The organism is Homoserinimonas sp. (assembly GCF_056262345.1).
The window spans coordinates 1-5,685 of record NZ_JBACFR010000017.1 but is presented as its reverse complement, the minus strand read 5'-3'; the positions used below and the strand labels follow the sequence as shown (position 1 = coordinate 5,685).

The following is a 5,685-nucleotide window of genomic DNA, read 5'->3' as shown; positions in this document are numbered from 1 at the left end:
TCCGCGACGAGGGCGAGGCCTACGCGCGGCGGCTCACCAAGGCCGGGGTGCGCACAACCTGCGTGCGCTATAACGGCATCCTCCACGACTTCATGATGCTCAACCCGCTGCGCTCGTCTGCCGCCGCGACCGCGGCTATCGGGCAGGCCGGGCAGGTGCTGCGCACGGCACTGGGCACGGCACCAGGTACCCGCTGAAGCGGAAGGACCCACTGACCGTGTCTTCCCCCAGCTCCACCACCGTCGTGCTGGTGCACGGCGCGTTCTCCGAGAACTCCAGCTGGAACGGCGTGATCGAACGGCTGGCCCACGACGGGGTACGCGCAATCGCGGCATCCAACCCCCTGCGAGGTGTGGCGAGCGACAGCGAGCGCGTGGCCGACACCGTGCGGCGCGTCGATGGGCCGGTCGTGCTTGTCGGGCACTCGTACGGAGGCATGGTCACCACGCAGGCCGCGGCGCACGTCGGCAACGTCGAGGCACTCGTCTACGTGTGTGCCTTCGCCCCCGACACCGGAGAGAGCACCGCCCAACTCACCGGCCTCTACCCCGGCAGCACGCTTGGCGAGCGCGTCCTAGGCACCCCGCTGACCTCCGGTGGCAGCGATCTCACCATCCGCACCGAGCTTTTTCACCAGCAGTTCTGCGCGGATGTCGACGAGACCACGGCGATGCTCATGGCCGCGACTCAACGCCCGATCTCCGACCGTGCCGTGAACGAGCCACTCTCCACGCCGACGCCGGGGTGGCAGAGCATCCCCTCCTGGTTTGTCTACGGCAGTTCCGACAACAACATTCCCGAGGCCGCACACGTGTTCCTTGCGGAACGTGCCGGGTCCAAGGGCACGACCCGGGTTGACGGCGGCTCGCACGCGGTCGCGGTATCCCGCCCGGAGGTCGTGGCGCGCACAATCCTCGCGGCCATTGCGGGGTACCCGTTCGAAACCTACTCCCGCGCGTGAAACCGTGCGGTACCCAAAAAGAAAGGAAGAAAACCATGAACAACACGAATAACGCAATCAAGAACGTGGTGCTGGTGCACGGCGCGTTCGCCGACGGCTCCGGCTGGCGGGGCGTGTACGACATACTGACGGCCCAGGGCCACCGGGTGACGATCGTGCAGAACCCGCTCACCTCGTTTGAGGATGACGTCGCGGCCACCAGGCGGGTGCTCGACCTGCAGGATGGCCCCACGATCCTCGTCGGCCACTCCTGGGGCGGCACGGTCATCACCGAGGCGGGCAATCACGCTGCCGTCGCCGGCCTGGTGTACGTGTCGGCGCTCGTTCCCGACGACGGCGAAAACACCGCGAAGCAGTATGAGGGCTTCGCTCCCACGCCGAACTTCACGATCGATGTCGGCGACGACGGCTTCGGCTTTCTCAACCACGACACGTTCAAGATCGGCTTTGCGGCAGATGCGAGTGACGAGGACGCTGCGTTCCTCCGCGACTCGCAGGTGCCGATCAACATGTCCGCGTTCGCCACCCCGGTGACGCGCGCGGCCTGGAGGGACAAGCCCGCGTGGGCCGTCATCGCCACCGAGGATCAGTCCTTCGACCCCGCAATGCTGAAGCACATGGCGACGCGTGCGAACGCGGAGATCACCTACGTCTCCGCAAGCCACGCGGTCTTTATGACCCAGGCCGGAGCGGTGGCGCAGACCATCCAGACCGCAGCGGAGAACGCTCTGGCCCAGGTGCAGGTGGGCTGACTGAACTCCACCAGGTGAAGCCGGCTCGCCCTCAACGAGCGAGCCGGCCGGTGCTTCCGACAGGCCTCCGCCTGGTGACGACCGCCACCGCGGCCACCACTATGAACGCGCCGACCACTACGAAGCCGAAGTACGTGGTGTCGATGGGGAAGGCGAGATTCGCCGCGGTCGCCTGGCTCAGGATTTCGGAGAGTCCCACCGCTGCAACGAGCAATGCCGATGCGACAGAGAGTGAGGTCACAACGAGGTTGTAGCGCAGGTTGCGGCCAGCGTGCTGGCCAGCCCAACGGTAAAGGCGCGACATAAAAGCGCCGTCGAGGGTGTCAAACAGGCTCATTCCAGCGGTAAAGAGCAGCGGCAGGGCCAGCGCGAGCGCCCACGACACCTGGAATGAAGCGAGGCCCGTGGTGATGAAGAGCCCGATCGTGGCGGCGGTGTCGAAGCCGAGACCGAACAGCAGCCCGAGGGGATACATGCGCCCCGGTCGGTCGACCAGATTGGCGATGGGGCGAAAGAGCCGGAACATCGGCCCGATTGGGCCGCGGGCGGGCGACTCGGCTTCGGCGCTGCCGGTTGCAGTATGGCGCTTGACGAGCCGCACGAGCGAGTGCAGGTTCACGATGCCGAACGCGAGCACAAAGAGCACTGAAATGCTGAGACCCCAGAGGCCCGCCGCGGTTCGAATGGGAGAGGAGTCGTCTTCGATCACCGCGACCAAAAAGTGCACGCCCGCCGCCAGCAGGATGACAGTCCCCACGACCACGGTGGAGTGGCCGAGCGAGAACCAGAAGCCGACAGAATGGGCGGGCACGCCGGGTGCACTGAGTTTGCGCGTCGCGTTGTCGATTGCCGCGATGTGGTCCGCGTCGAACGCGTGCCGCACTCCCAGAACGTAGGCGGCAACAGCAAGTCCCAGAACGAGCAGGCCATCCTTGCCCATCAGGATGGCGACAACGGGGAGGCCCCATCCGACTAGGTGAAGGCCCGCGATGGTAACGACGATGCCGATCGTCGACGTGGCAGGGGCTCGCAGTGCTGGGGATGGGGTCACGAGTGGGTTCCTATCTGAGAGGGAGAGAGACTGCTGGCGGAGCGAGCGGGAGCGGCAGGGGCCGCGTGAACAGAGCGGGCGTGCGCGCGCCAGCTTTCCCACACCGGTGTGAGCAGGGATCGGTGCGCTTCGTGGTGCAGAGAGCGCGTGATGCTCCCCTCTCCCTCAAGCTCAAACAGTTCTGTGCACGGGGAATCGCGGGCGATGCTCCCGGCCGCGTCTGCCGGAGCACGGGTCCCTAAGAGCACAACGGAATCGAGCACCCGGTTGTCGCCGAGAACTCCGGGAACCGGGTCGGTGCCCGACACTGTGAGATGTTCGACAAAGATTGCCTCGGTGCGTGCCAGGGCGGAGGCCTCGGTGTGTGGCACGGCCTGCACGGTGGTGCGCAGGCCGATCGTGCCACCGCGTTCACCCGTGCGCCCCAGCACGATCGTCTCCCGCAGGCACGCCAACGCCCCGTGACCTCGCAGGTCGATCGCGGTGCGCCGGTCGACATTGGCGCCGTCGGCGACTACGAAGGGCAGGCCGTGCCACAGCAGCAGCGCGTTCTCCTCCACCGTGGCCTCAACGAACCATTCGGAGCCTCGGCCGTCGGCGTTATAGGCAACGGTTCCCCCGATGTCCTCCAGCTCCAGCGTGCAGCCGACTCCGACGCTAATGGACACACGCACACTGTCTCCGCCCAGCAACAGAGCGCCGCCGGCGACAAGGGCTACCCGGGCAAAGTCGGGGCCAATGTCAATGACGCGCGGCACGAGCGCCCCCGCACGGGTTGTCAGGCGGGCGCGACCGGCGTCCGCTGCGAGGTGGATGTCTGTCATGGCCAAGGAGGTCGTCGGCGGTGTGCGCTACGGGTGAGAGTGAGCGGTCTGGCCGTCGTGAGAATGCTGGCCGTCGTGAGAATGCTGGCCATCGTGGGAATGCTGGCCGTCGTCGTGGGTGTGCAGGGTTCCGACGCCGCCCTCTTCGTCAGCGTGAAAGTGGGGCGCCATGGGGCCGGGATCCTGGGGGGTGTGGGTTCCTGCTCGGTGCTCCACGAGCAGCCCGCGCACCCACGCCGCGAGCGTCTCGACGCTGGCAGCATCGGCACGAGAGAGAGCCAACACCTGGCGTCCCTCTCGGGCAGCTTCGGCGTCGGCCACCATCGTGGCAACATCCACCCCGACGTAGGGTGCGAGGTCGGTCTTGTTGACCACCAACAGGTCGGCGCGGGCGATGCCGGGGCCGCCCTTGCGGGCGACGTCTCCCCCGCCAGCCACGTCGAGCACGAAGATTTGTGCGTCGACGAGGGCCGGCGAGAAGGTTGCGGTGAGGTTATCGCCACCGGACTCAATCAGCACCACGTCGAGCGGGGAGAAGTCGCGCTCCAGGTCTTCTACTGCGAGCAGGTTGACGGTGATGTCGTCGCGGATGGCGGTGTGCGGGCAGGCGCCGGTTTCCACCGCACGAATGCGGTCGGGCTCCAGCACGCCGGCAGAGCGCAGAAAGCGGGCATCTTCGTCCGTGTAGATGTCGTTGGTAACGACACCGAGGCGAAGCTCGCTCGCAAGCGCACGGCAGACGGTGGCAATCAGCGAGCTTTTTCCCGTTCCTACGGGGCCGGCGACGCCGAGGCGGAGGGAGCGCGCTGGTGCGCTGGTGGAGGCAGATGAGGTCTCAAGCACGAAATAGCCTTTGCGTTGTTCGAGAGTGGGCTTCTGCCCACCCTTCGCTTTCGGGAGCTCCCCACGCCGGGATGGCGTCGGCAGAAGTCAGGGCGGCGAGGTCGATGACAGACTCTTCCGCTGCGGCACATGCCGCAAGCACCCAGCCCGGGGGCACGGCGGGGTCAAGGGGCTCGAGTTTTAGCAGGGCGGCGGCAATGGTCTGCGCGTCGTCATAGATGACCAGTCGCACGAGGCTCTCGGCGTCGAGGCCGGCGGCGGCGGCAATGACGCCGAGCAGCACCGGGCGCGACAGAGTGGGCCCGGTCGGCATGAGCGGCTGCGTCGCTGCCACGGCAGGATGGCTCGCCCAGAGGGTCTGCGCGAGTCGCTGGTAACCGCGCGCCAGCGAGCGCGAAACATCGCGCACAGCGCGGCTTGGAGTGCGGGCCGCCCAGGCTCGGTCGACTGCGGCAAGGGAGAGAACAAGCTCCTGCCACGAACCCGTCGCGTCGGCGGCCCCGAGCAACGACACGTGCCGGGCAACGACCGCTGTGCCGGCCTCAACCAGGGTCACGGTGCACGCCCGGCCGCGCATATAGGCGGGCACCTGGGCGGCGGGCATTCCGCCCGCCAGCGCAGGTTCAAGCCCGGCGGAGTGAACATGGCCACCCACAGGCAACCGGGCATCGGCGAGCATCATGGCGATGGTCGTCGATGTCAGCCTTGTAGAGGGCTGCTCTGCGGTTGTCGCGTTCATCATCGAGCGGCCTAGAACATCGTGTACAGCTGCGCCAGTGGCACACGACCGACAGGGGCGGGCACCACGAGCTCACCATCGATCGAGATGTCGAAGGTGTCGGGGCGGATATCGATGCGCGGCAACACGTCGTTGTTCTTCATGTCCGCCTTGCCGATGTCTCGGGTGGGGGCAACGGCAGCCAGCCGCCGGCGCAGGCCCAGTCGGTCGGCGATGCCGTTTTCTAGGGCCGCCGGAGACACGAATGACACCGAAAGGTCTGCGCCGATGGTGTTGGTAAAGGCCGGGCGCATCATGACGGGTTGTGGAGTGGGGATGGAGGCGTTGGGGTCGCCCAGCGCTCCCCAGACCAGCCCACCGCCTTTGATAATCACGGAGGGTCGGATGCCAAAGAACTTCGGCTCCCAGAGCACGAGGTCGGCGAGTTTTCCCACTTCGACCGACCCCACCTCTGAGTCGATGCCGTGCGCAACAGCGGGGTTGATCGTGTACTTGGCAACGTAGCGGCGCGCGCG

At 67.0% G+C, this 5,685-nt stretch carries 8 protein-coding genes; 3 read left to right on the top strand and 5 right to left on the bottom strand.

Annotated elements, in window-relative coordinates; translation table 11 throughout:
- The 3 genes from AC062T_RS00910 to AC062T_RS00900 all read left to right on the top strand — a co-directional run.
- On the top strand, positions 1 to 197 hold a 197-nt coding region (locus AC062T_RS00910), incomplete at its 5' end, for an alpha/beta hydrolase fold domain-containing protein (RefSeq protein ID WP_476026528.1).
- A gap of 20 nt (positions 198 to 217) precedes the next feature.
- On the top strand, positions 218 to 961 hold the full coding sequence (locus AC062T_RS00905; protein ID WP_476026526.1) for an alpha/beta fold hydrolase: 744 nt from the start codon (positions 218 to 220) through the stop codon (positions 959 to 961).
- A 35-nt stretch (positions 962 to 996) separates the two neighbouring features.
- The gene (locus AC062T_RS00900; RefSeq protein ID WP_476026524.1) at positions 997 to 1,713 is read left to right on the top strand and encodes an alpha/beta fold hydrolase; all 717 of its coding nucleotides are present in this window, start codon (positions 997 to 999) and stop codon (positions 1,711 to 1,713) included.
- A 31-nt stretch (positions 1,714 to 1,744) separates the two neighbouring features.
- On the opposite strand, the gene AC062T_RS00895 is transcribed toward AC062T_RS00900, so the two are convergent.
- From AC062T_RS00895 to AC062T_RS00875, 5 genes are all read right to left on the bottom strand, one after another.
- Positions 1,745 to 2,764, bottom strand: a complete 1,020-nt coding sequence (locus tag AC062T_RS00895) for a HoxN/HupN/NixA family nickel/cobalt transporter (protein WP_476026522.1) — start codon at positions 2,762 to 2,764, stop codon at positions 1,745 to 1,747.
- Positions 2,761 to 3,588 (bottom strand): urease accessory protein UreD, encoded by an 828-nt coding sequence (locus tag AC062T_RS00890; RefSeq protein ID WP_476026520.1) that lies wholly within the window; start codon positions 3,586 to 3,588, stop codon positions 2,761 to 2,763. Before AC062T_RS00890 ends, AC062T_RS00895 begins: the two co-directional genes overlap by 4 nt.
- Before the next feature lie 27 nt (positions 3,589 to 3,615).
- On the bottom strand, positions 3,616 to 4,431 hold the full coding sequence (ureG, locus tag AC062T_RS00885) for an urease accessory protein UreG (RefSeq protein WP_476026518.1): 816 nt from the start codon (positions 4,429 to 4,431) through the stop codon (positions 3,616 to 3,618).
- Entirely contained in the window at positions 4,424 to 5,173 is a 750-nt protein-coding gene (locus AC062T_RS00880) for an urease accessory protein UreF (protein WP_476026516.1), read from the bottom strand. Before AC062T_RS00880 ends, ureG begins: the two co-directional genes overlap by 8 nt.
- Before the next feature lie 8 nt (positions 5,174 to 5,181).
- Positions 5,182 to 5,685: amidohydrolase family protein (locus tag AC062T_RS00875; RefSeq protein ID WP_476026514.1), on the bottom strand; the 504-nt coding region annotated here is incomplete at its 5' end.

Bases quoted from the DNA above. Each gene is read 5' to 3' on its own strand.
- AC062T_RS00900 (WP_476026524.1), top strand. From the start codon at position 997: ATGAACAACACGAATAACGCAATCAAGAACGTGGTGCTGGTGCACGGC.
- AC062T_RS00890 (WP_476026520.1), bottom strand. From the start codon at position 3,588: ATGACAGACATCCACCTCGCAGCGGACGCCGGTCGCGCCCGCCTGACA.
- AC062T_RS00880 (WP_476026516.1), bottom strand. From the start codon at position 5,173: ATGATGAACGCGACAACCGCAGAGCAGCCCTCTACAAGGCTGACATCG.